At 55.8% G+C, this 24770-nt stretch carries 27 protein-coding genes; 18 read left to right on the top strand and 9 right to left on the bottom strand.

Annotated elements, in window-relative coordinates:
* The first annotated feature begins 321 nt into the window (after positions 1 to 321).
* Positions 322 to 1275, top strand: a complete 954-nt coding sequence (locus tag PUZ33_RS24475) for a nickel/cobalt transporter (protein ID WP_044159025.1) — start codon at positions 322 to 324, stop codon at positions 1273 to 1275.
* Positions 1276 to 1308: 33 nt separating this feature from the next.
* Here PUZ33_RS24475 and proP read toward each other — a convergent pair whose 3' ends face one another.
* Entirely contained in the window at positions 1309 to 2811 is a 1503-nt protein-coding gene (gene proP, locus PUZ33_RS24470) for a glycine betaine/L-proline transporter ProP (protein ID WP_013095119.1), read from the bottom strand.
* Positions 2812 to 3460: 649 nt separating this feature from the next.
* Here proP and kdgT point away from each other — a divergent pair.
* The gene (gene kdgT, locus PUZ33_RS24465; RefSeq protein WP_013095118.1) at positions 3461 to 4453 is read left to right on the top strand and encodes a 2-keto-3-deoxygluconate transporter; all 993 of its coding nucleotides are present in this window, start codon (positions 3461 to 3463) and stop codon (positions 4451 to 4453) included.
* 39 nt (positions 4454 to 4492) lie between these two features.
* Here kdgT and PUZ33_RS24460 read toward each other — a convergent pair whose 3' ends face one another.
* Both PUZ33_RS24460 and crfC read right to left on the bottom strand, forming a co-directional pair.
* A complete protein-coding gene (locus PUZ33_RS24460) occupies positions 4493 to 5368 on the bottom strand; it encodes a diguanylate cyclase regulator RdcB family protein (RefSeq protein WP_045294841.1) in 876 nt (291 codons plus the stop codon).
* Positions 5365 to 7719: a clamp-binding protein CrfC gene (crfC, locus tag PUZ33_RS24455; protein WP_013095116.1), complete on the bottom strand. Its 2355-nt coding sequence runs from the start codon at positions 7717 to 7719 to the stop codon at positions 5365 to 5367. The genes PUZ33_RS24460 and crfC overlap by 4 nt, the downstream gene beginning before the upstream one ends.
* A 600-nt stretch (positions 7720 to 8319) precedes the next feature.
* On the opposite strand from crfC, the gene PUZ33_RS24450 reads away from it, so the two are divergent.
* The 16 genes from PUZ33_RS24450 to phnP all read left to right on the top strand — a co-directional run bounded on the left by PUZ33_RS24450 (position 8320) and on the right by phnP (position 20153).
* Positions 8320 to 8655: a zinc ribbon domain-containing protein YjdM gene (locus PUZ33_RS24450; RefSeq protein WP_013095115.1), complete on the top strand. Its 336-nt coding sequence runs from the start codon at positions 8320 to 8322 to the stop codon at positions 8653 to 8655.
* Positions 8656 to 8735: 80 nt separating this feature from the next.
* Positions 8736 to 9179, top strand: a complete 444-nt coding sequence (yjdN, locus tag PUZ33_RS24445; protein WP_023621457.1) for a VOC family metalloprotein YjdN — start codon at positions 8736 to 8738, stop codon at positions 9177 to 9179.
* Between the two features lie 173 nt (positions 9180 to 9352).
* Complete coding sequence (phnC, locus tag PUZ33_RS24440; protein ID WP_013095113.1) at positions 9353 to 10141, top strand: phosphonate ABC transporter ATP-binding protein; 789 nt, start codon at positions 9353 to 9355, stop codon at positions 10139 to 10141.
* Positions 10142 to 10164: 23 nt separating this feature from the next.
* Positions 10165 to 11181, top strand: coding sequence for a phosphonate ABC transporter substrate-binding protein (phnD, locus tag PUZ33_RS24435; RefSeq protein ID WP_013095112.1), 1017 nt, complete (start codon positions 10165 to 10167; stop codon positions 11179 to 11181).
* A gap of 116 nt (positions 11182 to 11297) precedes the next feature.
* Positions 11298 to 12077: a phosphonate ABC transporter, permease protein PhnE gene (gene phnE, locus PUZ33_RS24430; RefSeq protein ID WP_058681256.1), complete on the top strand. Its 780-nt coding sequence runs from the start codon at positions 11298 to 11300 to the stop codon at positions 12075 to 12077.
* A gap of 20 nt (positions 12078 to 12097) precedes the next feature.
* Complete coding sequence (phnF, locus tag PUZ33_RS24425) at positions 12098 to 12823, top strand: phosphonate metabolism transcriptional regulator PhnF (RefSeq protein WP_058681255.1); 726 nt, start codon at positions 12098 to 12100, stop codon at positions 12821 to 12823.
* A complete protein-coding gene (gene phnG, locus PUZ33_RS24420) occupies positions 12824 to 13276 on the top strand; it encodes a phosphonate C-P lyase system protein PhnG (RefSeq protein ID WP_058681254.1) in 453 nt (150 codons plus the stop codon). It abuts the gene before it with no gap.
* Positions 13273 to 13857, top strand: coding sequence for a phosphonate C-P lyase system protein PhnH (gene phnH / locus PUZ33_RS24415; RefSeq protein WP_046889689.1), 585 nt, complete (start codon positions 13273 to 13275; stop codon positions 13855 to 13857). Before phnG ends, phnH begins: the two co-directional genes overlap by 4 nt.
* Complete coding sequence (locus tag PUZ33_RS24410) at positions 13857 to 14921, top strand: carbon-phosphorus lyase complex subunit PhnI (protein WP_058681253.1); 1065 nt, start codon at positions 13857 to 13859, stop codon at positions 14919 to 14921. Before phnH ends, PUZ33_RS24410 begins: the two co-directional genes overlap by 1 nt.
* Complete coding sequence (phnJ, locus tag PUZ33_RS24405; protein WP_058681252.1) at positions 14914 to 15759, top strand: alpha-D-ribose 1-methylphosphonate 5-phosphate C-P-lyase PhnJ; 846 nt, start codon at positions 14914 to 14916, stop codon at positions 15757 to 15759. Before PUZ33_RS24410 ends, phnJ begins: the two co-directional genes overlap by 8 nt.
* Positions 15756 to 16511 (top strand): phosphonate C-P lyase system protein PhnK, encoded by a 756-nt coding sequence (gene phnK, locus PUZ33_RS24400; protein ID WP_013095105.1) that lies wholly within the window; start codon positions 15756 to 15758, stop codon positions 16509 to 16511. The genes phnJ and phnK overlap by 4 nt, the downstream gene beginning before the upstream one ends.
* Positions 16512 to 16596: 85 nt before the next feature.
* On the top strand, positions 16597 to 17277 hold the full coding sequence (gene phnL / locus PUZ33_RS24395) for a phosphonate C-P lyase system protein PhnL (RefSeq protein WP_058681251.1): 681 nt from the start codon (positions 16597 to 16599) through the stop codon (positions 17275 to 17277).
* Entirely contained in the window at positions 17274 to 18410 is a 1137-nt protein-coding gene (gene phnM / locus PUZ33_RS24390; protein WP_058681250.1) for an alpha-D-ribose 1-methylphosphonate 5-triphosphate diphosphatase, read from the top strand. Before phnL ends, phnM begins: the two co-directional genes overlap by 4 nt.
* Complete coding sequence (gene phnN, locus PUZ33_RS24385) at positions 18407 to 18958, top strand: ribose 1,5-bisphosphokinase (protein ID WP_108454060.1); 552 nt, start codon at positions 18407 to 18409, stop codon at positions 18956 to 18958. The genes phnM and phnN overlap by 4 nt, the downstream gene beginning before the upstream one ends.
* On the top strand, positions 18951 to 19385 hold the full coding sequence (gene phnO / locus PUZ33_RS24380) for an aminoalkylphosphonate N-acetyltransferase (protein ID WP_058681248.1): 435 nt from the start codon (positions 18951 to 18953) through the stop codon (positions 19383 to 19385). Before phnN ends, phnO begins: the two co-directional genes overlap by 8 nt.
* 9 nt (positions 19386 to 19394) lie before the next feature.
* A complete protein-coding gene (gene phnP, locus PUZ33_RS24375) occupies positions 19395 to 20153 on the top strand; it encodes a phosphonate metabolism protein PhnP (protein ID WP_058681247.1) in 759 nt (252 codons plus the stop codon).
* 52 nt (positions 20154 to 20205) lie between these two features.
* On the opposite strand, the gene yjdP is transcribed toward phnP, so the two are convergent.
* The 6 genes from yjdP to PUZ33_RS24345 all read right to left on the bottom strand — a co-directional run.
* Entirely contained in the window at positions 20206 to 20529 is a 324-nt protein-coding gene (yjdP, locus tag PUZ33_RS24370) for a DDRRRQL repeat protein YjdP (RefSeq protein ID WP_029882896.1), read from the bottom strand.
* 95 nt (positions 20530 to 20624) lie between these two features.
* Positions 20625 to 22409, bottom strand: a complete 1785-nt coding sequence (locus PUZ33_RS24365) for a DUF2235 domain-containing protein (RefSeq protein ID WP_058681246.1) — start codon at positions 22407 to 22409, stop codon at positions 20625 to 20627.
* A complete protein-coding gene (locus PUZ33_RS24360) occupies positions 22409 to 22927 on the bottom strand; it encodes a DUF3304 domain-containing protein (RefSeq protein ID WP_058681245.1) in 519 nt (172 codons plus the stop codon). Before PUZ33_RS24360 ends, PUZ33_RS24365 begins: the two co-directional genes overlap by 1 nt.
* A gap of 15 nt (positions 22928 to 22942) precedes the next feature.
* The gene (locus PUZ33_RS24355; protein ID WP_050491993.1) at positions 22943 to 23467 is read right to left on the bottom strand and encodes a DUF3304 domain-containing protein; all 525 of its coding nucleotides are present in this window, start codon (positions 23465 to 23467) and stop codon (positions 22943 to 22945) included.
* Between the two features lie 9 nt (positions 23468 to 23476).
* On the bottom strand, positions 23477 to 24304 hold the full coding sequence (locus tag PUZ33_RS24350; RefSeq protein ID WP_029883626.1) for a DUF4123 domain-containing protein: 828 nt from the start codon (positions 24302 to 24304) through the stop codon (positions 23477 to 23479).
* 3 nt (positions 24305 to 24307) lie between these two features.
* Positions 24308 to 24770: DUF2345 domain-containing protein (locus PUZ33_RS24345; RefSeq protein WP_274205376.1), on the bottom strand; the 463-nt coding region annotated here is incomplete at its 5' end.

Here is a 24770-nt window from a genome sequence, read left to right as displayed (position 1 = left end):
AGGTGGCGTATATTACGCTTTCCTCTTTCAGAGTCAACCCTGATTTTCAGGATTTTTTCTCTTCAACCGACCGGGCTGTTTGTGAAGTGATTCACATCCGCCGTGTCGATGGAGGCGCATTATAGGGAGTTCCCGAGCGACCGCAACCGAAAAGTTGCAAAAAGATGACTGACTGCTGTATTCCCCAGCAAAACCCCGCTTTATACCCTTTTACACACAGACTTATCCACAATACAACGCGTAAGCTTCATAAGAACCCACGGATTGAGGGGGATAATCAACTATACTATTGGCAAATATTTTCCCTGACAGACAATATCCATGATCACACAACGCCTCACCCGAGACTGGCGCATTCCTGGCGCTGGCCTCATGACGCTGCTACTCCTTATTGCGGGCTTCACTCTGCACGCACACTGGGGTGCTTTCATCCAGTGGTGTCTTGCTACGCAAATCACCCTGCACCGTTATCTGGTGATGTACCTGTTGCAGCTTAATAACCATCAGTACAGCGGTGGCTTATGGCTATTAACCGGCGCGTTCTTCTATGGCGTACTTCACGCTATCGGGCCGGGGCACGGCAAATTCATTGTCACTACCTATCTCAGTACAAATAAAGAGAGCGAACTGGCTGCCCGGGTCGTGCCTTTTTTTGGCAGTATGCTGCAGGGCGTCAGCGCCATTCTGTTTGTCTTTATTCTGGCGGTGGGGTTTAACCTGGCGTCCGGGGATATCAGTACCAGCCGCTGGTATGTCGAGAAGATAAGCGCGGTCCTCATTGGCGCATTCGGCGCGTTTATCATTTACCAGGCGCTGAAAAGCCTGCGCCCGCGCAGGATGGCAATCTCCGCCATCACGCCCCTTCACCAGCATGATGAACATTGTGGCTGCGGCCATCACGGCGTAGGGGCAGACCTTGCGCAGGGTGACTGGAAAACCCGTCTGGGTGTAATTCTGGCGATCGGCGCGCGTCCGTGCAGTGGGGCCATTATGATCCTGATGTTTTCGAATGCGCTGGGCATCGTCACCTGGGGAATGGCCGCGGTAATGACCATGTCGCTGGGAACCGCGCTGTCGATTATGGGGCTATCGCTGGCCGTGCGTTACGCCCGGGAGCGCACGGTCGCCTGGTTTGGTGGCGACACCTCGCTGAAGTGGCTGGTTCCGGCGGTCAAGATTGCCGGCGGGATTGTTCTGATCCTGTTTGCGACCATCCTGTTCCTGACGGTGATCCCCATCAGCGCCAATGGCGATTACATCGCAGCAGGATGCTAATAAAAGAAAACCCGCCAGCGGCGGGTTTTTTGATTACTCGTTGATGCGTGGATGTTGGTCCACCAGTCGGGAGCGTTTCTTCTGCAGTTCTTCAATCTCTGCGTCAATATCTTCAATCTTCTGCTCGACGTTATCGTAGTGCTCGCGCAGGATCTCTTTCGCTTCCTGAATATCCGATGCCGCAGGCGTCGCCCCTTTCAGAGGACGGTTCGCCGTCTCCTTCATAGTAATACCCGTAATCAAACCAATCACCGCGATAACCATCAGGTAATAAGCGGGCATCATCAGGTTTTGCGTGCTTTCCACCAGAGAGGCGGCAAGCGTCGGCGTCAGACCGGCAATCAGAACCGAGATGTTAAAGGCCGCCGCCAGCGCACTGTAGCGAATATGCGTCGGGAACATGGCCGGTAGTGTAGAGGCCATCACCCCGATGAAGCAGTTGAGGATCACCGCCAGCATCAGCAAGCCGGCAAAAATCAGGCCCAGCACATTGCTGTTAATCAGAATGAATGCCGGAATAGCAAGGGCAAACAGCGCAACGCTACCCAGAATAATGAACGGTCGACGGCCAAAGCGGTCACTCAACAGCCCCATAATCGGTTGCACAAACAGCATACCCACCATGATGGCGATAATGATCAGCACACCGTGGTCTTCCGAGTAGTGCAGGTTATGCGACAGATAGCTCGGCATGTAGGTCAGCAGCATGTAGTAAGTCACGTTCGTGGAGATCACCAGGCCGATACAGACCAGCAGGCTGCGCCAGTGTTTGGTCGCGATCTCTTTAAAGGAGACTTTCGGGCCATCCTGCAGACCTTCGCGGTCACCCTGCTCGAGCTTATCAACGTGCTGCTGGAACGCAGGCGTTTCTTCAAGCGCATGACGCAGGTACAGGCCAATGATCCCCAGCGGCAGCGCGAGGAAGAACGGAATACGCCAGCCCCATTCAAGGAAGTTCGCCTCACCAACCACGGTTGAAATCAGCACCACCACGCCCGCCCCCATGACGAACCCGGCAATGGAACCAAAGTCCAGCCAGCTTCCCATAAAGCCACGTTTACGGTCCGGGGAGTACTCTGCAACGAAGATCGAGGCACCGGTATATTCTCCCCCTACGGAGAATCCCTGAGCCATCTTACAGAGCAGCAGCAATATTGGCGCCCAGATGCCAATCGAAGCATAAGACGGGATCAGGCCGATACAGAATGTACTGATCGACATAATGACAATGGTGATGGCCAGGATCTTCTGACGACCATATTTATCACCAAGCATACCGAAGAACAGACCACCCAGCGGGCGAATGAGGAAGGGAACCGAGAACGTACCCAGCGCGGCAATCATCTGCAGGCTGGGGTCGGCGCCGGGGAAGAACACTTTACCTAACGCATAGGCCACGAAGCCGTAGACACCAAAATCGAACCATTCCATCGCATTACCGAGCGAGGCGGCAGTGATCGCTTTACGCAGTTTTGCATCATCGATGATGGTGACGTCGCGAAGCGTGATGGGTTTAATCTTTTTCCTTCTAAGCATAGCTTTCCTCGTAGACTCAGCCCTGTCCATTTCACCGGCCATCTGGTGAACCGTGAAACGGGGATCCGCTCCATGCGAATCGCCTTATTCAAGCGTAGCAGGTTTACTTACATTGACGTTTTACGTCGATACAACCGAACCTGTTGACGCCTGTCTGGGCAGTTAATGACCTTTTTACCCTACCAGCGTTTATATTTGTGATCAACTTCACATATATTTTTCCGTATCGTCAATTGAGTTCAATATTTGTCAATTGCCGCCCATCAGCTCTTTCTTATCCACCAAAAAAGAACATGCTCACGCACGTTATTATCGCCTGAACAACAATTCTCAAAACCATACTGCGTCACATCAGATTTACATAAATTTTAAATATTAAAACGCGGTTCGAATATTTACGCCGAATATGTGATAGAGATAACTAAAACACTGTTTTATTTTCATTGAATCATCATTCCAATGATCGCATGATAAATCCGAACGCAACGTCCAGCGGGCTTTTGAGCGGCATGAATCAAGAGCGCGCGATTAATTTCCCTGAAAGGATAACGAAGCGCCAGGCTAAGCATCCTTTCAATTAACTGAATTTGTTGATTTTATTTTCGATAGCATTCCGTCCGCCACGCGGGACACGATGTGAGGGTTGTACATGAAGATTAAAGCCACAATAGAACGCATCCCCGGCGGGATGATGCTGGTTCCTCTGGTGCTTGGCGCCATTCTGAATACCCTGGCACCTGATACCGGTGCTTATTTTGGTGGTTTCACAAAAGGAATGATTACGGGAACCGTGCCCATTCTGGCCGTCTGGTTCTTTTGTATTGGAGCATCTATTAACCTGCGGGCAACGGGTACCGTATTACGTAAATCCGGAACGCTGGTTATAACGAAAATTGCGGTTGCCTGGGTTGTGGCAATGGTCTGTGCACTGTTCATTCCGGAGAATGGCATTCAGACCGGATTCTTCGCCGGATTATCCGTTCTGGCCATTGTCTCCGCGATGGATATGACTAACGGTGGGCTCTATGCCAGCCTGATGAACCAGTACGGCACAAAAGAGGAGTCTGGCGCCTTTGTGCTGATGTCTCTGGAGTCCGGTCCGCTGATGACGATGTTGATTCTGGGCTCGGCGGGGTTGGCCTCGTTTGAACCACACCACTTTGTCGGCGCGATCCTGCCTTTCCTGATCGGTTTTGCGCTGGGGAATCTGGACCACGATCTGCGCGATTTCTTCAGCAAGGCCACGCCGGTGCTGATCCCGTTCTTCGGCTTCGCGCTGGGAAATACCATTAACCTGAAGGTGATCCTCGATACCGGTCTGCTGGGTATTGTCCTGGGCGTGGCTGTTATCATTATCACCGGCATTCCGCTGATCATTGCCGATCGCGTAATTGGCGGAGGAAACGGAACGGCGGGTGTAGCCGCCTCTTCAGCCGCCGGGGCCGCCGTGGCGAATCCGGTGATCATTGCCCAGATTAACCCGGCTTTCGAACCGGTTGCGGCCTCGGCAACGGCGCTGGTTGCCGCCAGCGTGATCGTCACCGCCATTCTGGTGCCCATCATCACGGCCCTGTATGCGAAGCGCTTCGGCAATCTCCCCGAGCCGGATACAGAACCGAAAGCGGTAGAGCTTCATCATTAACGCACCGCATAAGCCCCCTCTCCCCACCGGGTGAGGGGTTCAACCAAAAATTTCTTCCACCATCCCATCCACCAGCCGCTTTGCCGAACAGAGTCTCGGCATACCCAGCGCGACCGTTTGCCAGTTTTGGGTTACTGACCAGCTCACCGGGTGGCTGTCCGCCTGACACCAGTCCCCCAGCCAGCCCAGCATATCTTTATGATCGATGCTCCCCGGCGTAGAGGGGGTTGTGAGCCACTGGTGATAAAAATGGCGGGTAGTGGGAGAAGCATTGATCCCCTGCGCCAGATAATTTGCCGCCATGCTGCGCAGGTTATCCTTGAGCATTGCCGCCACGTCCGCATTCGCCAGACGACAGGCATCGCCAAATGCTCCCCAGCGCAGCTCTTCCAGCACAATGTAGCAACGCCCGGCCAGCGACCAGCCATCATAGTGTCCGGCCCGCCAGCGGGTAAAAATCTGCTCGCTATGCTCGCCCGCCTGCACCGTTAACCCACGCTGGGACAACGCCTTTTCTTTATAGGCTGCGCGTTGAAGAAAATGGGAAGAGAGTTCAGCGTACTGCTGAACCAGGCCCGGCGATGGCTGCGTACGCAGAGAGGTTTGCTGGCGCAGGGCAACCAGTTTATCGGCCATACGCGTCAGCGCGAGATGCCCCGGATCCAGCATGCCGGCCAGCTTTTCCGCCAGCCCCAGGCGCAGAGCCGCATTTTCGTTGAGCATTCCCGCCATTGCCCACGGTCGCAGCCGGGTGTGCGTCATGATCTCCTGCGTCAAACGCTCACGAAACTGCAGCTGTTGCGGCCCCAGATGGGTATGACGCGGCGCGTCTACCCCCTGGACCAGATCGACCATAAATTTAGGATGGATACACTCCAGCGTCCGCCCGGGACCGTCCAGTAGCTGTGTTGTCATGGTTGCTCTGCCGCGAAAAGAGTTTGAATATCATCGCGTAACAGTCGGGTATCTTCCTGAATCCACGTCGCAGTCGTGATACTTTGTTTCAACAGCTGGCTGAGCGATCGGGTCGAATGCTCATTTTGCTGACGGACTGCGAGGCTATCACGCAAGCTTTCCTGTAACCCGGCAAGGCATAACGAAAATTCTGCAAAGAACGTTGCCATACCCGCCGTAACAGAGACATCGACCTGCGCGGTTAAAGCTTTACGGATTTGTTCACAAAACTGATCAATATGCTGCATAAACTTGTCATGCAGCTGCGCAATATCAATAACGTATCGCGTGCGCGTCGCCACATAATCTTCCCAGCCCCAGCCGGGATTGTTCAGCCAGCGCGACACCGTTTCCCGTACACTTCCCGCAGCCGATGGCTGGCCTGCCGGACGGGTATCCTCCGCGATGGCATCAGTAAACAGCGCCCGCGTATTGAAGTTCAGCTGATTTGCCTGAAATGCCGGGAAACTGATCCGCGCCCGGAAACCGGCATGGCTGAGCTGCTCTTTAATACGCAGCTCAATGGGCCGCATCGCCTCATTCAGCGAACGCGCCAGCGTAGACTCCAGCTGATCGAAGCGAAGCGCCAGCTCCCGGCTGATTTTCGTCTGTGCGTCCAGCATGACCTGCTCGCAGGCGGAGCGGATGCTGTTCAGTACCGTTTGCGCCTGCCTTTCATCATCCAGCACCAGCTGCGTCAGCGCCTCCGGTGCATCCTGCCGATGATTCAGCGGATCAATACCTGCCAAATCAAGTAGCGTGTGGCTGTTGAAGATATGGCCAATCGCCTGCTGAAGGGCTCCTTTCTGCAACGCCATAAAATCGTCAGTGGCGTGGAGGGCCTGCTCCACTTCGTGTTTGACTTCTTCGCTAGCCACGCGCTGCCGCGTTTGCAGCAGAGCCATATCCTCTTCAAGACGCGTAATATTCAGCTCCAGCGATTCAAAGGCCACCGTCAGGGCCTGATAGCGAAAATCGAGATACTCTCTGGCATTTTGGGCATAGTTGAGCAGCTTATGCGACGCCGAACGCAGCGCAAATAACGACGCATTGGCATAGGCGGCGTAAATCAGTTTGCGGATAGGTTGTTCAAATAACGAATCTTCCCACAACAAATCAGCCGCATGGCGAATATGTTCGATATCGTCCAGGTCTGCCGTACGCCAGCGACGCCCCAGCGCGGCCTCGGCAAAGTCCTGTACCCAGCGCTGTTCCTGGTGATCCGGTAGCTGCCCATGGTTCGCCATCTCATAGCGGGCGCGGTTTGCCAGATAGGCCCACATCGACGAAACAGGGTAAATTTGTCCCGGAGAGATGTTCCCTTTCATTAAGGTCCCGGAGATCATCGCCCTGACCTGCTCTTCATCGTCGCTGTTGCGATCCTTCTGGTCGAATTTATTCACCAGCGCATACAAAGGCACCGATTTTCCCGCTACCGAAATGGCCTGACGAACCTCTTCATCAGAAATCGATTTGAGCTGGGTATAGTCCATCACCGCCAGCACCGCGGAGGCGCGTGACAACTGTTCGGTGAGCATTTTTTGCAGATGGGGCTGCCCGGCTTCATTTGGCCCAGGCGTGTCCAGCAGCGTCAGCTGCCCCAGGTGCGCATCCAGACCCGCAAGATGCACAAACTCCACCTCAATCACCGGTATATGTTCTATCGCCGCGTACTCAGAGAATGGGAAGGCCACGTCCAGCGCCTGAGAGAGCCTCACCAGGTCGTTCAGGCTTTTCAGACAATGAAATATCGGCTGCGCCCCAAGGTGGTGTTTCTCGAAAGCCTCGCCTCTTTCAATTCTCTCCAGCAGCGTATTCATGTCTTTATCGATTTCCAGACGCTGCGCCAGCTTGCCGCGATCGTCATCGCAGAGCTTTTTCTGTAGCAGTTGGATCAAATCATCAATGGGAGAGACATGCGTAAAATGCAGTACCGGCTCTTTCTGGCCCGGCGTATGACGAATAAGGGTCGGGAGCGCCGTCATCGGACGGTTGCGGTTGGGCAATACTTCGGTGCCCACAATCGCATTAATGGTGGTCGATTTCCCCGCCTTCATGGTTCCAACAATAGCCAGCACCATTTCCAGACGGGTTATTTTGCGCAATTCACTATTCAGCATCGCCTGCTGTGCTTCGACACCACGCGCGCTAAAATGCAAAGGTAAAACGTTGTTCTTTTCACCCGTAATGGCCGTCGCGGTACTCTCCAGCATCGCTATCGGCATTGATTTCAAGGTATCAAGGTTTTGCAGGGCGAGTTGTAGCAACCGTTCTGCTTCCTGGCTTAATTCAAAAATTGTCTGTGTGTGCATGATAAAAGCCTTTCCTTAACGCAAATTTATTACTTTTATTAAGCCACCGGGTTTTAATTATGTTTTTCGGCTTATATGATCACGTGTGGAAAACATGTTCACCGAAATATAACTGATTGAAGACAATCAGAAATAAATCGCTATCCTTGCATGGCGTGAAAAGCTTTCCTCCTGACCTGATAGTCAAAAGATAAAAAGCGTAGCCCATTTTTAAGAAACTTCAGGATATATCATCATTATTTACCCACCTAAAAAGAGAGGGAATGGTTCAGCGTCATAACAGATGTACGACGACGAAAACCGGCGATAAATAACAATGTGTCGCTTCACCTTATCCGAAATGGCGGAACGTAGCAATTTGCCGCAATAAAATATTCGATATATTCAGTGTCAATTCTTCCCAACACGTTAATGGCGTTAGCATCGCTTAACCGACTGACAGAAAGTGTCACCCGCCACACGCTTTTCGGTTTTTTTTTATTAAACAATATCACCGACAATCGTGTGGATTTGCGTTATACTTGCCCTCTTTTTCGGCGCTCTGCCGTCATTTTGCTGGCACTTTCCAGCGTGTTAAGCACTTTTTTGAGGATACCCCCGATGCAACTTCCACACTGCCCGAAATGCAATTCTGAATACACCTATGAAGATAATGGCATGTTCATTTGCCCGGAATGCGCCCACGAATGGAACGACGCAGAGCCGTCACAGGATGCTGACGTGCTGATTGTAAAAGATGCTAACGGTAACCTGCTGGCAGATGGCGACAGCGTCACCGTCGTCAAAGACCTGAAGGTTAAAGGCAGCTCTTCCATGCTGAAGATCGGGACCAAAGTGAAGAATATCCGTCTGGTTGAAGGCGATCATAATATCGACTGCAAAATTGACGGTTTTGGTCCAATGAAACTGAAATCTGAGTTTGTGAAAAAGAACTGATTTACCCGCCCGGTGGCGCTTCGCTTACCGGGCACACACCCACTACACTTAATGGGCTTTTCTTACGTGAGGTAAAGATTATGCCGTTAAGTCCCTACATCTCTTTCGCCGGCAACTGTGCAGAGGCAACCGCCTTTTATCAGCAGGCCGTCGGCGCAGAACTCCTCTATAAAATCACCTTCGGCGAAATGCCAAAAAGCGAGAGCAGCGAAGAAGGCTGCCCGTCTGGCATGCAGTTCCCGGACTCCGCTATAGCCCACTCCAATGTTCGCATTGCGGGCAGCGATATCATGATGAGCGATGGCCTGCCGCCGGGCAGTAAGGCGCAGTATGCCGGATTCACGCTGGTTCTCGACACACAGGATGTCAATGAAGGCAAACGCTGGTTCGACAATCTCGCGGATGGCGGAAATATTGAAATGGCCTGGCAGGAGACCTTCTGGGCGCACGGTTTCGGTAAGGTCACCGACAAATACGGCGTGCCGTGGATGATTAACGTCGTTAAGCAGCAACAAAGTTCGTAGGCCGGATAAGCGCAGCGCATCCGGCAACACCCCCGGGTGGCGCTGCGCTGACCGGGTCTGGAAAGATTGTCATCGTTTTCACTTCAACTCTTCAAACTCCCGCAACCTGCACTTAACCCAAATGTCATATTGATGCGCCAGCATGAGGCCACATTTATTGTGAGGCCCAGCATATGCAAACCGTCATCCGCGTCGAGAAACTGAGCAAGACCTTTCATCACAACAAGGCTCTGCACGCCGTTGATCTGACCGTCCAGCAGGGCGACATGGTAGCGCTGCTGGGGCCATCCGGTTCAGGTAAATCCACCCTTCTGCGTCACTTAAGCGGCCTGATTACCGGTGATAGCATCCCGGAAAGCCACGTTGAACTGCTGGGCAACACCGTACAGCGCGCAGGGCGACTGGCGCGGGATATCCGCAAAAGCCGCGCGCAGACAGGCTGCATCTTCCAGCAATTTAATCTGGTAAATCGACTGACGGTGCTGGAGAACGTGCTGATTGGCGCGCTCGGCAGCACCCCATTCTGGCGCACCTGTCTGCGCTGGTTCTCCCCATTACAGAAGCAAGAGGCGTTGCGGGCACTCACCCGCGTAGGCATGGCGCACTTCGCCCATCAGCGCGTCTCCACCCTCTCCGGTGGACAACAGCAGCGCGTGGCCATCGCCCGTGCCCTGATGCAGAAAGCGAAAATCATCCTTGCCGACGAGCCCATCGCCTCGCTGGATCCGGAATCCGCCCGCATCGTGATGGAAACCCTGCATGACATTAACCAGAACGACGGCATCACCGTGGTGGTGACGCTGCATCAGGTGGATTACGCCCTGCGCTACTGCGAGCGCATTGTCGCCCTGCGTCAGGGACATGTGTTCTTTGATGGCGCAAGCCACCAGTTTGATAACGAACGTTTTGACCATCTCTACCGCAGCATTAACCGTGTCGAAGAGAACGCGAAGGCTGCATAACGTCCCCACTACGAGGAATGGAAATGAGCTATAAAACGGTTGCCGCGCTGGCTTTCACCAGCATGTTCAGCATCAGCACCCTGTTAAGCCCTGCGTACGCCGAGGAGCAAGAAAAAGCGCTGAACTTTGGCATTATTTCAACGGAATCACAGCAGAACCTGAAGCCTCAGTGGGAACCCTTCCTGAAAGATATGGAAACCAAACTGGGGATCAAAGTAAACGCCTTCTTCGCCCCGGACTACGCGGGCATCATCCAGGGGATGCGCTTTAACAAAGTGGACATCGCCTGGTATGGCAACCTCTCCGCCATGGAAGCGGTGGATCGTGCAAACGGCCAGGTCTTTGCCCAGACCGTTGCTGCAGATGGCTCTCCGGGTTACTGGAGCGTGCTGATCGTCAACAAAGACAGCCCGATCAATAACCTCAACGATATGCTCGCCAAACGCAAAGAACTGACCTTCGGCAACGGCGATCCAAACTCCACTTCAGGCTTCCTGGTGCCGGGCTATTACGTCTTCGCCAAAAACAATGCCTCTGCCAGCGACTTCAAGCGCACCGTCAATGCCAGTCATGAAACCAACGCCCTGGCCGTGGCCAACAAGCAGGTGGACGTCGCCACCAACAACACCGAAAACCTCGACAAGCTGAAGACCTCCGCACCGGACAAGCTGAAAGAGCTGAAGGTGATCTGGAAATCCCCTCTTATCCCGGGTGACCCGATTGTCTGGCGCAAAAACCTCTCTGAAAGCACCAAGGACAAGGTGTACGACTTCTTTATGACCTACGGCAAAACGCCGGAAGAGAAAGCCGTGCTGACGCGTCTGGGCTGGGCACCGTTCCGCCCGTCGAGCGACCTGCAGCTGGTCCCGATTCGCCAGCTGGCGCTGTTTAAAGAGATGCAGGGCGTGAAGGACAACAAGGGGCTTAAGGACGAGGAGAAGACCAGCAAAGTGGCAGCTATTCAGGCCCAGCTGGAAGACCTGGACCGCCTGACCGCCGCGCTTGGTGCAATGACCAGTGTGAATAAAGCGGTGCAGTAACGCTTTTCTCCCTCTCCCTGTGGGAGAGGGCCGGGGTGAGGGCATCAGCGCGCACATATCCCCCTCACCCTAACCCTCTCCCTCAGGGAGAGGGAACTAAACACAAAGGAGTCAACATGCAAACCATCACCCTTCCACCGCCGAAACGCAGCTGGTTCTCGCTATTTAGCTGGGCCATCCTGCTGGCACTGCTGGTTATCTCCTGGAAGGGCGCGGAGATGGATCCGCTGCTGCTGTTTAAAGACGCCGGTAACATGGCCACCTTCGCTGCCGACTTCTTCCCGCCCGATTTTAGCCAGTGGCAGGACTATCTCGGCGAAATGGCTGTCACCCTGCAAATCGCCGTCTGGGGGACCGCCCTGGCCGTCATCCTCTCCATTCCGTTTGGCCTGATGAGCGCGGAAAACATCGTTCCGTGGTGGATTTATCAGCCGATGCGCCGCCTGATGGACGCCTGCCGCGCCATTAACGAAATGGTGTTCGCGATGCTGTTCGTGGTCGCCGTGGGTCTGGGGCCGTTCGCGGGGGTGATGGCGCTGTTCATCCATACCACCGGCGTGCTCTCCAAGCTGCTTTCCGAAGCCGTGGAAGCCATTGAACCCGGCCCGGTCGAAGGTATTCGCGCCACCGGCGCCAACAAAATTGAAGAGATCCTTTACGGCGTGCTGCCCCAGGTCATGCCGCTGCTGATCTCCTATTCGCTCTACCGCTTCGAATCTAACGTCCGTTCCGCCACCGTCGTCGGCATGGTCGGCGCAGGCGGCATCGGCGTCACCCTGTGGGAGGCGATCCGCGGTTTCCAGTTCCAGCAAACCTGCGCCCTGATGGTACTCATCATCATCACCGTCAGCCTGCTGGATTTCCTCTCTCAACGTTTGCGTAAGCACTTCATCTGAGAAGCGAGGCTTTGATTGGTATGCACTTATCCAGACATCCGACCAGTTATCCTACCCGCTGGCAAGAGATTGCAGCAAAGCTCGAAGTGGAGCTGCGCACCCATTATCGCTGCGGAGACTACCTGCCAGCCGAACAGCAGCTTGCAGACCGCTATGAAGTGAACCGCCACACCCTGCGCCGCGCCATCGATCAGCTGGTTGAGCGCGGATGGGTGCAGCGCCGTCAGGGCGTCGGCGTGCTGGTGCTGATGCGTCCGTTCGACTACCCGCTTAATGCCCAGGTGCGCTTTAGCCAGAACCTGCTGGATCAGGGCAGCCATCCCACCAGCGAAAAACTGCTCTCCGTGCTGCGTCCGGCCTCCAGCCATGTAGCCGATGCGCTGGGTATTCAGGAGGGCGACAACGTTGTGCATCTGCGCACCCTGCGCCGGGTCAATGGCGTGGCAGTCTGCCAGATAGATCACTACTTCAGCGACCTGAGCCTCTGGCCGGTGCTGCAACACTTCTCCAGCGGTTCACTGCATGACTTTTTGCAGGACGCCACGGGTCTTGTGCTCAAACGTACCCAGACGCGTATCAGCGCCCGCCGCGCGCAGGCGAAAGAGAGCAAGGTGCTGGAGATCCCCAACATGGCTCCGCTGCTCTGCGTGCGTACCCTCAACCACCGTGACGGCGAGATCAACGCGACGGAGTACTCCGTCAGCCTGACCCGCGCCGACATGATTGAATTCACCATGGAGCACTGAATGCATTTCGACACCTCCACCCGTCAGCGCTGGATGCGCGCCCTGGCCCGTAGCCAGCCTGCTGCACTGGCGAGCCGCATGAACGCGCTTAACCTGACGCCAGACTATGAAACGCTCCGCGCGCCGGAAATTGGCCTGGTACAGATCCAGGCAAGAATGGGCGGTACCGGGGAGCGCTTTTTCGCCGGTGATGCCGCCCTCACCCGCGCGGTCATTCGTCTGAGCAGCGGTACGCTGGGTTACAGCTACGTGCTCGGTCGCGATAAACCTCACGCCGAGCGCTGCGCGGTGATCGACGCCCTGCTGCAGGAACAACCCCATTTCCAGACCCTGATGGAAACCCTGATTGCCCCGCTGGAAGCCGACCTCGCCGCGCGCACTGCCGCACGTCAGGCGCAAGTCAATACCAGCCGGGTCGACTTCTTTACGCTTGTTCGCGGAGATAACGCATGACGCTTCAACCCGCTTTTACCCTGGCCGTCCAGGATGCCCAACACAGTTTTCGTCGCCTGCTGAAAGCCATGAGCGAGCCAGGCGTGATTGTCTCCCTGCATCAGCTCTCCCAGGGCTGGCTGCCGCTGAACCTGGCGACCACCAGCGTACTGCTGACCCTCGCCGACAACGATACCCCGGTGTGGCTCTCGGGATCTTTATCCAATGACATCGCCAGCCAGAATCTGCGTTTTCACACTAACGCCCCGCTGGTTGAGCAGCCCCGTCAGGCAGTGTTTGCCGTTGCCGATGAGCAAATCAGCCATGAGCAGCTCAATGCCCTGAGTGAAGGCAGCGCGGTGGCACCGGAGACCAGCGCCACGCTGATCCTGCAGGTCGCCAGCCTGAGCGGTGGTCGCATGCTGCGCCTGACCGGAGCGGGGATTGCCGACGAACGCATGGTCGCGCCACAGCTGCCGGAGTGCATTATTCACGAGCTGACCGAACGCCCGCATCCGTTCCCGCTGGGCATTGATCTGATCCTGACCTGCGGCGAGCGCCTGCTGGCGATCCCGCGAACCACCCACGTGGAGGTGTGCTGATGTACGTTGCCGTCAAAGGGGGCGAGAAGGCCATCGCCGCCGCCCATGCGCTGCAGGCGCACAGACGACGGGGTGATGAACAGCTTCCCGAGCTGAGCGTCGCCCAGATTGAGCAGCAGTTAAACCTGGCGGTGGATCGGGTGATGACCGAAGGCGGCGTCGCCGACCGCGAGCTGGCGGCGCTGGCGCTGAAGCAGGCCAGCGGCGACAACGTCGAAGCCATCTTTCTGCTGCGCGCCTGGCGCACCACCGTTCCCCGCCTGGCAGTGAGTGAGCCAGTCAATACGGCAGAAATGCGCCTGGAACGGCGAATTTCCGCCGTTTATAAAGACATTCCCGGCGGCCAGCTCCTTGGCCCTACGTACGACTACACCCACCGCCTGCTGGATTTCACCCTGCTGGCGAACGGCGAAACGCCGCCGCTCAGCACCACGGAGACCGGGCAGGAAGCGTCTCCGCACGTCTTTAGCCTGCTGGCGAAACAGGGCCTGGCAAAGGCCGAAGAAGAGACCGGAGCGCAACCCGACGACATCACCCGCACGCCCCCGGTTTACCCCTGTTCCCGCTCGTCTCGCCTGCAGCAGTTGATGCGCGGCGATGAGGGCTATCTGCTGGCGCTGGCCTATTCAACACAGCGCGGCTACGGGCGTAACCACCCGTTTGCGGCGGAGATCCGCAGCGGCTATCTCGACGTCGAAATCATCCCGGAAGAGCTGGGTTTTGCTGTGAACGTCGGTGAATTGCTGATGACGGAGTGCGAAATGGTCAATGGTTTTGTCGCGCCAGAAGATGACACCCCACACTTCACCCGCGGTTACGGGCTGGTCTTTGGCATGAGCGAGCGTAAAGCCATGGCGATGGCGCTGGTAGACCGCGCCCTGCAGGCGCCGGACTACGGCGAATCCATTTCCGGCCCGGCACAGGACGAAGAGTTCGTGCTGGCCCACGCGGATAATGTCGAGGCGGCGGGCTTTGTTTCGCACCTCAAGCTGCCGCACTACGTTGACTTCCAGGCCGAACTGGAACTGCTGAAACGTCTGCAACGGGAGCGTGAAAATGGCTAACTTAAGCGGCTACAACTTTGCTTATCTGGACGAGCAAACCAAACGCATGATCCGCCGCGCCGTCCTGAAAGCGGTCGCCATTCCCGGCTATCAGGTGCCGTTTGGTGGTCGAGAAATGCCGATGCCCTACGGCTGGGGTACGGGCGGCATTCAGCTTACCGCCAGCATCATCGGTGAGTCAGACGTGCTGAAGGTCATCGACCAGGGAGCCGACGACACCACCAACGCCGTCTCGATTCGCAACTTCTTTAAGCGCGTGACGGGCGTCAACACCACCGAAAAAACCGAAGATGCGACGCTTATCCAGACCCGCCACCGCATTCCCGAAACACCTCTTACGGAAGATCAGATTCTGATTTTCCAGGTGCCGATCCCGGAGCCGCTGCGCTTTATCGAGCCGCGTGAAACCGAAACCCGCACCATGCACGCCCTGGAAGAGTATGGGGTGATGCAGGTGAAGCTGTATGAAGATATCGCCCGCTTCGGCCATATCGCCACCACCTACGCCTATCCGGTGAAAGTCAACGGGCGCTACGTGATGGATCCGTCGCCGATCCCGAAATTCGATAACCCGAAAATGGACATGATGCCTGCCCTGCAGCTGTTCGGTGCCGGGCGCGAAAAGCGCATCTACGCCGTCCCGCCCTACACCCGCGTGGAGAGTCTCGATTTCGATGACCACCCGTTCACGGTGCAGGAGTGGGACGAGCCGTGCGCCATCTGCGGCTCGAAACACAGCTATCTGGATGAAGTGGTGCTGGATGATACGGGCAAACGGATGTTTGTCTGCTCCGACACCGATTACTGCCGCCAACAGAGCGAGGCGAACAGCCAATGAAACCGCTGCTTTCAGTGAACAACCTGACCCACCTTTACGCGCCGGGCAAAGGCTTCAGCGACGTCTCGTTCGAGCTGTGGCCGGGCGAGGTGCTGGGAATTGTCGGTGAATCCGGCTCGGGCAAAACTACCCTGCTGAAGTCCATCTCCGCGCGCCTGGCCCCGCAGAACGGCGAGATTTTGTATGAGGGCGCCTCCCTCTATGGCATGAGCGAGGCTGAACGCCGCCGCCTGCTGCGCACCGAGTGGGGCGTGGTACATCAGCATCCGCTGGACGGGCTGCGTCGTCAGGTCTCGGCGGGAGGCAATATCGGCGAACGGCTGATGGCGACCGGCGCGCGGCACTACGGCAACATCCGGGAAACCGCACAGCGCTGGCTGACCGATGTGGAGATCCCCGCCTCGCGCATCGACGATTTGCCCACCACCTTCTCCGGCGGCATGCAGCAGCGCCTGCAGATCGCCCGTAACCTGGTCACCCACCCGAAGCTGGTGTTTATGGATGAACCCACCGGTGGGCTGGACGTCTCCGTGCAGGCGCGCCTGCTCGACCTGCTGCGCGGTCTGGTGGTGGAGCTGAACCTGGCGGTGGTGATTGTCACCCATGATCTGGGCGTCGCTCGCCTGCTGGCAGACCGTCTGCTGGTAATGAAGCAGGGTCAGGTGGTGGAAAGTGGGTTAACCGACCGCGTGCTCGACGATCCGCTCCATCCTTACACCCAGCTGCTGGTGTCATCCGTGTTGCAGAATTGAGGGCGCCACCCGGCAAAACGAACGCCGTACCTTGTAGGCCGGGTAAGCGAAGCGCCACCCGGCAAGAAAACGCCACGAGGCCAAAATGATCCACGTAGAAAACGTAAGTAAAACCTTTGTGCTCCACCAGCAAAACGGCGTGCGTCTGCCGGTGCTGCAAAATGCCTCTCTGAAGGTGAACAGCGGCGAATGCGTGGTGCTGCACGGCCACTCCGGCAGCGGAAAATCCACCCTGCTGCGCTCCCTGTACGCCAACTATCTGCCGGACGAGGGGCACATTCATATTCGCCATGCCGATAAATGGGTCGACCTGGTTCAGGCCCCCGCGCGTAAGGTGTTGGAAGTCCGCCGCTCGACGATCGGCTGGGTGAGCCAGTTTCTGCGGGTGATCCCGCGGATCTCCGCTCTGGATGTGGTAATGCAGCCGCTGCTGGATCTCGGCGTGCCGCGCGAAACCTGCGCCGCCAAAGCCGCCAGCCTGCTGACGCGCCTCAACGTCCCGGAACGCCTCTGGCATCTTGCCCCGTCGACCTTTTCCGGCGGCGAACAGCAGCGCGTGAATATCGCTCGCGGATTTATCGTCGACTACCCGATTTTACTTCTTGATGAACCCACCGCTTCGCTCGACAGCAAAAACAGCGCGGCAGTGGTGGAACTGATCGAACAGGCCAAAGCGCGCGGCGCGGCGATCGTCGGGATCTTCCACGACGAGAGCGTTCGCAACCGCGTGGCGGACAGGCTGCACCCGATGGGGACAAGCGTATGATTATCAATAACGTCAGGCTGGTGCTGGAAAATGAGGTCATCGACGGCTCGATTGAGATCCGCGACGGCGCGATCCGCGCGTATGCCGAAACCCGAAGCCATTTGCCCGAAGCGATGGACGGCGAAGGCGGCTGGCTGCTGCCAGGGCTGATTGAGCTGCACACCGATAATCTGGATAAATTCTTCACCCCACGGCCGAAGGTGGACTGGCCCGCCCATTCGGCGATGAGCAGCCACGACGCGCTGATGGTTGCCAGCGGCATCACCACCGTGCTGGATGCGGTGGCGATTGGTGACGTACGCGACGGCGGCGATCGGCTGGAGAATCTGGAAAAGATGATCAACGCCGTGGAAGAGACGCAAAAGCGCGGTCTTAACCGCGCCGAACATCGCCTGCACCTGCGCTGCGAGTTGCCGCATCACACCACCCTGCCGCTGTTTGAAAAGCTGGTAGACCGCGAGCCAGTGTCGCTGGTCTCGTTGATGGACCACTCGCCGGGGCAGCGCCAGTTCGCCAGCCTCGAAAAATACCGCGAGTATTACCAGGGCAAATATTCTCTTAACGATGTGGAGATGGCGCGCTACGAGGAAGAGCAGCTGGCGCTGGCGGCACAGTGGTCACAGCCGAACCGTGTTTCGATTGCCGCAATGTGCCGGGACCGTAACATCGCGCTGGCCAGCCATGATGATGCCACGCACGATCATGTCCGCGAATCCCACCAGCTTGGCAGCGTGATCGCTGAATTTCCTACCACGTTTGAGGCGGCAGAAGCCTCCCGCGCACACGGCATGAACGTGCTGATGGGGGCACCGAATATTGTGCGCGGCGGCTCACATTCCGGCAACGTGGCGGCAAGCAAACTCGCCTCGCTCGGTCTGCTGGATATCCTCTCTTCCGACTACTACCCCGCCAGCCTGCTGGACGCCGCCTTCCGCGTCGCGGATGACGACAGCAACTGCTTCACGCTGTCGCAGGCGATTCGCCTGGTAACGAAGAACCCGGCATCGGCGCTTAATCTTCACGACCGGGGCGAGATAGCCGAAGGAAAACGGGCGGATCTGGTGCTGGCCCACCGTAAGGGCGAGCACATCCATATCGACCACGTCTGGCGTCAGGGAAAACGGGTGTTCTGATGGGAAAAGTCATCTGGTTAATGGGGCCCTCCGGCTCCGGGAAGGACAGCCTGCTGTCTGCCTTACGGCAGCGGGAACACCCGCAGCTGCTGGTCGCACATCGCTATATTACCCGGGCGGCGAATGCCGGTAGTGAAAACCATATCGCCCTGAGCGAACAGGAATTTTTCACTCGCGCCGGGCAGAATCTGCTGGCGCTCAGCTGGCACGCCAACGGCTACTACTACGGGATCGGCATTGAGATCGACCTGTGGCTACACGCGGGTTTTGACGTGCTGGTCAACGGCTCCCGTGCGCATCTGCCCCAGGCACGCGCCCGGTATGCCTCGGCGCTGCTGCCGGTCTGTCTGCAGGTTTCGCCGGATGTCCTGCGCAGCCGCCTGCAAAGCCGCGGACGCGAAAGCGAAAAAGAGATCGCGCAGCGACTCGAACGCGCAGCGCGCTATACCCCGGCGGATTGCCACATCCTCAACAACGACGGAAGTTTGCTACAGTCAGTCGATAACGTTTTATCGCTTATCCGTCAGAAGGAGAAACAGCATGCCTGACTGCACGCTTCGCCCCGCCACCGCCGATGATGCGCAAATCGTTTACGCGCTGATCTGCGAGTTAAAACAGACCGAATTTGATCATCAGGCGTTCCACACCGGGTATCTGGCCAATCTGCAGGACCACAATATGCGTTATCAGCTGGCAGAGCTGAATGGACAGGTAGTGGGTATGATTGGCCTGCATATGCAGTTTCACCTGCACCACGCCAGATGGATCGGCGAAATCCAGGAGCTGGTGGTGATGCCCGAGGCGCGTGGTCTTAAAGTGGGGAGCCAACTGCTGGCATGGGCAGAGGACACCGCGCGGCAGGCGGGCGCGGAGCTGACGGAGCTCTCCACCAGCGTCCGGCGGCTGGACGCCCACCGTTTTTATGTTCGTGAAGGGTATACGCAGAGCCATTTTCGTTTCACCAAACCGTTGTAGAGGTGCACGATGAGTCTGACCATCACGTTAACGGGCACCGGCAGTGCCCAGCTGGTCCCGGTGTTTGGCTGCGATTGCGCGGCATGCCGCCGGGCACGTCTGCAGGAGAATTATCGTCGTCGGCCCTGTAGCGCGGCCGTCAAATTCAATGATGTGGTGACGCTACTGGACGCGGGTATTCCGCACCTGATGGACGACTGGCCAGCCGGCAGCTTTCAGCAGTTTTTGCTGACCCACTACCATATGGATCACGTTCAGGGGCTGTTTCCCCTGCGCTGGGGCGTTGGCGCGACGATCCCCGTTTACGGCCCGCCGGATGAAGCCGGATGTGACGATCTCTTCAAACACCCGGGCATTCTGGATTTCAGCCATACGCTGGAGCCGTTTGTGATGTTTGAGCTGCAGGGCCTGCGGGTGACGCCGCTGCCGCTCAACCACTCGAAGCTTACCTTTGGTTATCTGCTGGAGTCCGCCCACAGCCGCGTGGCGTGGCTTTCTGATACTGCCGGATTGCCGGAGAAAACGGTGAAATTTCTGCTTAACAACCAGCCGCAGGCGATGATCATCGACTGTAGCCATGAACCGCGCCCGCAGACGCCGCGCAACCATTGCGATTTAAACACCGTGGTGGCACTGAACGAGGTGATTGGCTGCCCGCAGGTTATCCTGACCCATATCAGCCATCAGTTTGACGTGTGGATGATGGATAACCCGTTGCCGGACGGCATCGAAGCGGGATATGACGGCATGGTGTTGGTACTGGATTAGGTTTTCTCCCTCTACCGTGGGAGAGGGTTGAGGTGAGGGCAACAGGCCGCACTTAACCGCGATCGTAATCGTCTTCTAACCGCCGCTCATCCTCTTCCAGGCGTCGTCTGTCGTCATCAAGCTGGCGCTGGCGCTCGTCTAAACGGCGGCGTCTGTCTTCAAGCTGCCGACGGCGGTCGTCATACTGACGGCTATCAATGCGACGGTCATCGTCATAACGATCGTCATCATCGTTGCTGCGGCTGCTGCCGGGGTTATAGGCATCGTTGATCGCCTGCTGAATGTTGCCAATGGCATCATCAATCACATCGGCATGCGCCAGTTGGCTGGAGAGTGACAGCAGACCAAATAACAGAGCGGTAGAGTAACGTTTCATAAGGCCAGACTCGCAGGTGAACTGGCCTTACGGTAATTAACCGCAAACGGGAGAGGTAGCGGAGGAATCTCAAATTCTGTTGTTAAGAGTACTCATCAGGCCTCAGGCATCTCCATTGAGCGGATCACAAAAAAGTCCTGCGAGATACCCGCTCCTTTTTCAACGGTTTGCAGGTCGTGTACAAACCATGCGTACATTTCAGGTGGGGCAGTGTCGATTGGGAGCGGCTGGGGTTTACCGAGATTTGCCGCGTGAAAGTAGTCGAGAAAACGCTTCGCACGCCACAGCGCGGGCCCATACACGTTCGGAACGATATCCCGGCGTCTGTCCATGGGGTTCTGTTCCATACTGTTTCGCATTCTTATTGCGGCATCCTTTACATCATCAAGCCAGCCCCAGTTTTGCTGTAACACAGACAATTCACTGGCGTACTGCCCTGCGGTCTCTTTCGCCTTCTGCGTGATGCCCGCAAACCCTGCCGATGCGCCAGCTGAGGCCAGCGTATCGCCGCGCTGCTTTTCGTATTTCATGCATTCCGTGCGGTACTGATAGTACTGACGACCCAGCCAGTCGATATAGCTGTCCAGATGACGGTTCTGACATGCTGTGTTTAATGCGGTAAAGGGCAGTGCACTCTGGTACGCCTTTGCCCACTGCAGGACGGACTGGTTTTTAACGTTGTCCTGGACGATGAAATAGCTGGCTACAGTTTCGGAGTAAGATTTCAGACTTTGAAAATCAGGGAAAGGCACGCCCGCCATGGTCGCCTCACGGTACATCCTGTGCAGCGCCACGCGGCAGAGTTCCGCACTGGGTTTCTGTTCGTCCGGTTTCAGGCCACCGCCAATATCCTCCGCGCAACCTGGATAGAGTTCTTCCTTATGCGCCGGGTTATTACCGGTGCGGTACAGGCAGCGCCAGACGCGGGTTTCATGGGCTGCGACCAGATGCAGACTTTTCTTTACCGCCTTCGGCAGAGGGGTGTCCTGGTCGATGGATTTATCCCCCAGCAATACGCTGATGCCTTTGATTGGCCCGCCAAACGCAGAGATAAAGTAATCCACACCGTTGTTGTTGCTGGCCGATGTGCGTCGCGAGCAGTCAAACAGGCCGGTAAAGACGATATCGACGGGTATGCCCTGATAAGTGTATTTATCTCCCTCTTTCTTACAGATGTCTTTCAGCAGACTGTCGAGGAATTTCCGTGCCAGGGTAGCGCCGAGATCGAAGCCGAAAAGGGAGACAGAAATGAGTTTAATGGGCACCGGGCTGGCTGATTTTGCTCTGTCATAAAATCGCTCGAAGCGAATTTTCGCCGAGGCGATACGAGTATCAACGCCTGTGACCAGCATATCTGCAACAGCAGGATTGTCACGGAGCCAGGGAGTGGCTTCAATACTGGCTTTTTTGAGTACATTTGTTGCTATATTCTTTCCCAGTTTTTTCCACTCTGCGGGCTTAAGTAGCTTTGCCCCTTCATTTTTCAGAATCTCATACCAGTTTCCGCCTTTAAGTAACTGCCCGCCTGTTTCTTTCGCCATTTCCGCGGGCTGAGATTTGAGATCATCCTGCACATTACTTTTGGTACCATCTATTAATGCAATTAGTTTGGTAGAAAGATCGTCGTTAAAGGGTGTGCCAAGGCCTGATATGTAGAATTTTGAAAAACAATCTTCACTCGAATTTTGTAGCTCATCAGGAAAAGCTCTGAACAGACGAGCGATATTGCTTAGCCGTTGCTCTGGTGCATCCTGTTCAATATTTCGGTGAATACCATCGAAAAAGAATCCCACATGCCAGATGCGTGTACAATTGTGCATGCCGTAATCTTCAGACTGCTGGGCCCGATTTGCTGCGGCTATAAGGCTTTCAATATCCATTAGTTATTTTCCATTTTATTTGTATGCGCTCTGTCCGGGCGCTTTTCATAAGGCGACCATGCATTATCACTCCATCCCAACAGGACTTTATCGCCCGGCAGAAAATGAACGTGTAAATCATTCTCCCCTTTCTTTCTTACTGGCATGGGCATTTCTGTACGACGAGTTTCCAGACGCATACCTTTGAGATACTGAGCATGGGTTATATCAAGCGTCCAGATCACTTCAGCCTTATCCCCACTGATGCTGCCACAGCAGGTTGCCCCCCCCCCGCCATGCGCAAAGGCATTAGCCCCCGCCACACCATTCACGCTAAATCCTAAAACAGGCCTGTCGAGTTCATTGTGAATAATCAGCGTTACCGGCCCCGAAGGCGGCCCCCAGACAGCGGCCCATACCGACCAGCCAAGGTAAATCACCACCGGCAGTAACAGTGATCCCCAGAGCCATTTTCCCCAGCGGGCATAACCCCGGTTAACCGCACCGTCTATTTTCTCGAACGCGTTAAAAAATCCCATTTTAATCCCTTAAAATCAGTGCATATTCTGACGCTGCTTTTCTGCCGCCTGTGCGGCAATATTTTCAGCGGACGGGCTGTTAAAACCCGTGCTCCACCATAAATAGACGTTGTCATCGGGCAAGAAATAGACATGGAGATAGTTTTCACCCCACTCACGTTTTGGCAAAGGAAGTGTTAACCTGCGGGTCTCTTTACGTAGCCCTGCATCGTATTGGGCTCTTGTGGTACTGAGTGTCCAGATTACTTCAGCCTTATCCCCGGTAATGCTTCCGCAGCATGTGGAGCCTCCTCCCCCATAAGCAAATGCATTTGACCCCGCTACCCCGTTTACGCTAAACCCCAGAACAGGCCTGTCAATTTCACTGTGAATAATCAGCGTTACCGGCCCTGATGGCGATCCCCAGACCGCCGCCCACACCGACCAGCCTAAATAAATCACCACCGGCAGTAACAGCGCACCCCAGATCCATCTTCCCCAGCGGGCATAACCCCGGTTAACTGCACCATCTATTTTCTTATACGTTCTGAAGAATCCCATTATGTATTTTCATCCCTGAGAGTGAGCATGATTGAATAACACATATTCCAGCGATACTTTTCTCTGAACCACTTTTTCGAGTGCAGCCTGAACAGCCTCTGATTCCAGGTTCTTTTTTCCGCCATTAAGATAATAAAGAGCATAAAGTTTTTGCTCTGTACCCGCTTTCATTTTCGCTTCGCTGGCCTTATTCAGTGCTTTTATCACCATGTCACGTTGAACACAGGCCGGAAAATGCTGGCTGGATGGCATTTTCTGCCACGCGGCTAATACTACGGCGACAGCAGGTCTATCCGTGATGTGTTGCCATTCTTCATGATTTAACCGTATGGCACTGTCTCTGGCATTGATTACCTTTGAAGCGGGAATGGGTATCTGCCGCCATTCATTTTCACCTGGCACCCACCACTGAGAAATCTCCCTGAATAATAGGCTATGCCACTCACGTTCGTTCAGGCCCGCCAGCAGACGAATGACATCGTGCATATAAAAACGCACTAAAGTCGCTGCTCCTTCCGGAGAAATCATTGTGCAGGCCGCAGAAAGCTGAACGGCTAACGCCCCTGCGGATCGTGAAGAGGCGATAACAGCAGTTAACCCCGGCGTCGAGGTAATACGAGCCGTTAACTCATCTTTATCCTTTATCGCAAACAACCAGGGGCCATAATCTCTGACTTCGGTAAGCTGTGGATGAAGATACAACGAATACATAACCGCTGCGTTTTCGTTATAAAAAGCCTGAAAAGCTTCCGTTGTTTGCGCCCCACCTTCCAGCAACAGAAATAAATGTGCTTTTTTCGATTCCGTTAACGCCTGGATCATATTTGTGGCATTCATTTTCTACGCTTCCTGGACAATAGCGTCATTGGCTTTGATGGCATTGAGGAGGCACTCGATGCAAATCGTTCCGCTAAGCGGTGGATACTGACCGAGAAGCAATGGAATGGGTAATGGCATTGTTGCTGGGGCCGCCGCCATCGTCCGCTTCGTCCGCCGCAGGTACGTCCCCAGGGTGCCGTACTCAATCTTCCCCGCCTCCAGCCGCAGGTAGCTCCCGCCGCCAATCAGCGTGATGCGTTTCTTCCCGGCAAACGAGATGTCACTCGCCGAGCTCATCGTCAGCTTCTGCTCTGCAAACAGCGCCATTTTCCCGTTCTGCGCCTGTACCTCCACCTCGCCTTCGCTGGCTTTCAGGCTCAGCTGGCCCGTTCTGGCGAACAGCCCGAGCTTTTCTCCCGCCAGCGCCGTCATGTTGCCCGTGACGCCGGTGCTGATATCACCTCCGGCGTTAATGGCAACATTC

Origin of the sequence: Enterobacter cloacae complex sp. 2022EL-00981 (genome assembly GCF_028737495.1) — a bacterium.
GTDB classification, from domain to species: domain Bacteria; phylum Pseudomonadota; class Gammaproteobacteria; order Enterobacterales; family Enterobacteriaceae; genus Enterobacter; species Enterobacter cloacae.
Note: the sequence above shows the minus strand (reverse complement) of the source record. Positions and strands in the feature narration are given on the sequence as shown.